The following is a 401-nucleotide window of genomic DNA, read 5'->3' as shown; positions in this document are numbered from 1 at the left end:
TCGTCGATGATCGAGATGCGCTCGGCGATCGACTGCATGGCCGCCACCGTCTGCTGCACCGCCGCGCCCCCCTCGCGCGCCTGGGACGAAGCCTGCTGCGCCATGGTGTCGGTGAGGCGGGCGTTGTCGGCGTTTTGCTTGATCGAGGCCGTGGCCTGCTCCAGCGTGGCCGAAGTCTCCTCCACCGAGGCGGCCTGCTCCGAGGCCGACTGCGACAGGCTTTGCGAGGTGCTGGAGACCTGGGTCGAGGCCGAGGACAGGTTGTCGGCGGCGGCGCGCACCGCGGTGATGGTGGCGGTGAGCTTGGCCACCATCGTGCCCAGGGCATGAAGGAGCTGGCCGGTCTCGTCGCGCGACGAGGCGGAAACCCGCACCGACAAGTCGCCGTCGGCCACGCGCTG

The 401-nt window shown here is 70.6% G+C and carries 1 protein-coding gene; it reads right to left on the bottom strand.

Annotation, left to right across the window (positions count from 1 at the left end; all coding sequences use genetic code 11):
* The coding region (locus THIARS_RS18100; protein ID WP_186436771.1) for a HAMP domain-containing protein at nt 1-401 on the bottom strand (401 nt) is incomplete at both ends.

Source organism: Thiomonas delicata (genome assembly GCF_900088825.1).
Lineage (GTDB): Bacteria > Pseudomonadota > Gammaproteobacteria > Burkholderiales > Burkholderiaceae_C > Thiomonas_A > Thiomonas_A delicata.
Note: the sequence above shows the minus strand (reverse complement) of the source record. Positions and strands in the feature narration are given on the sequence as shown.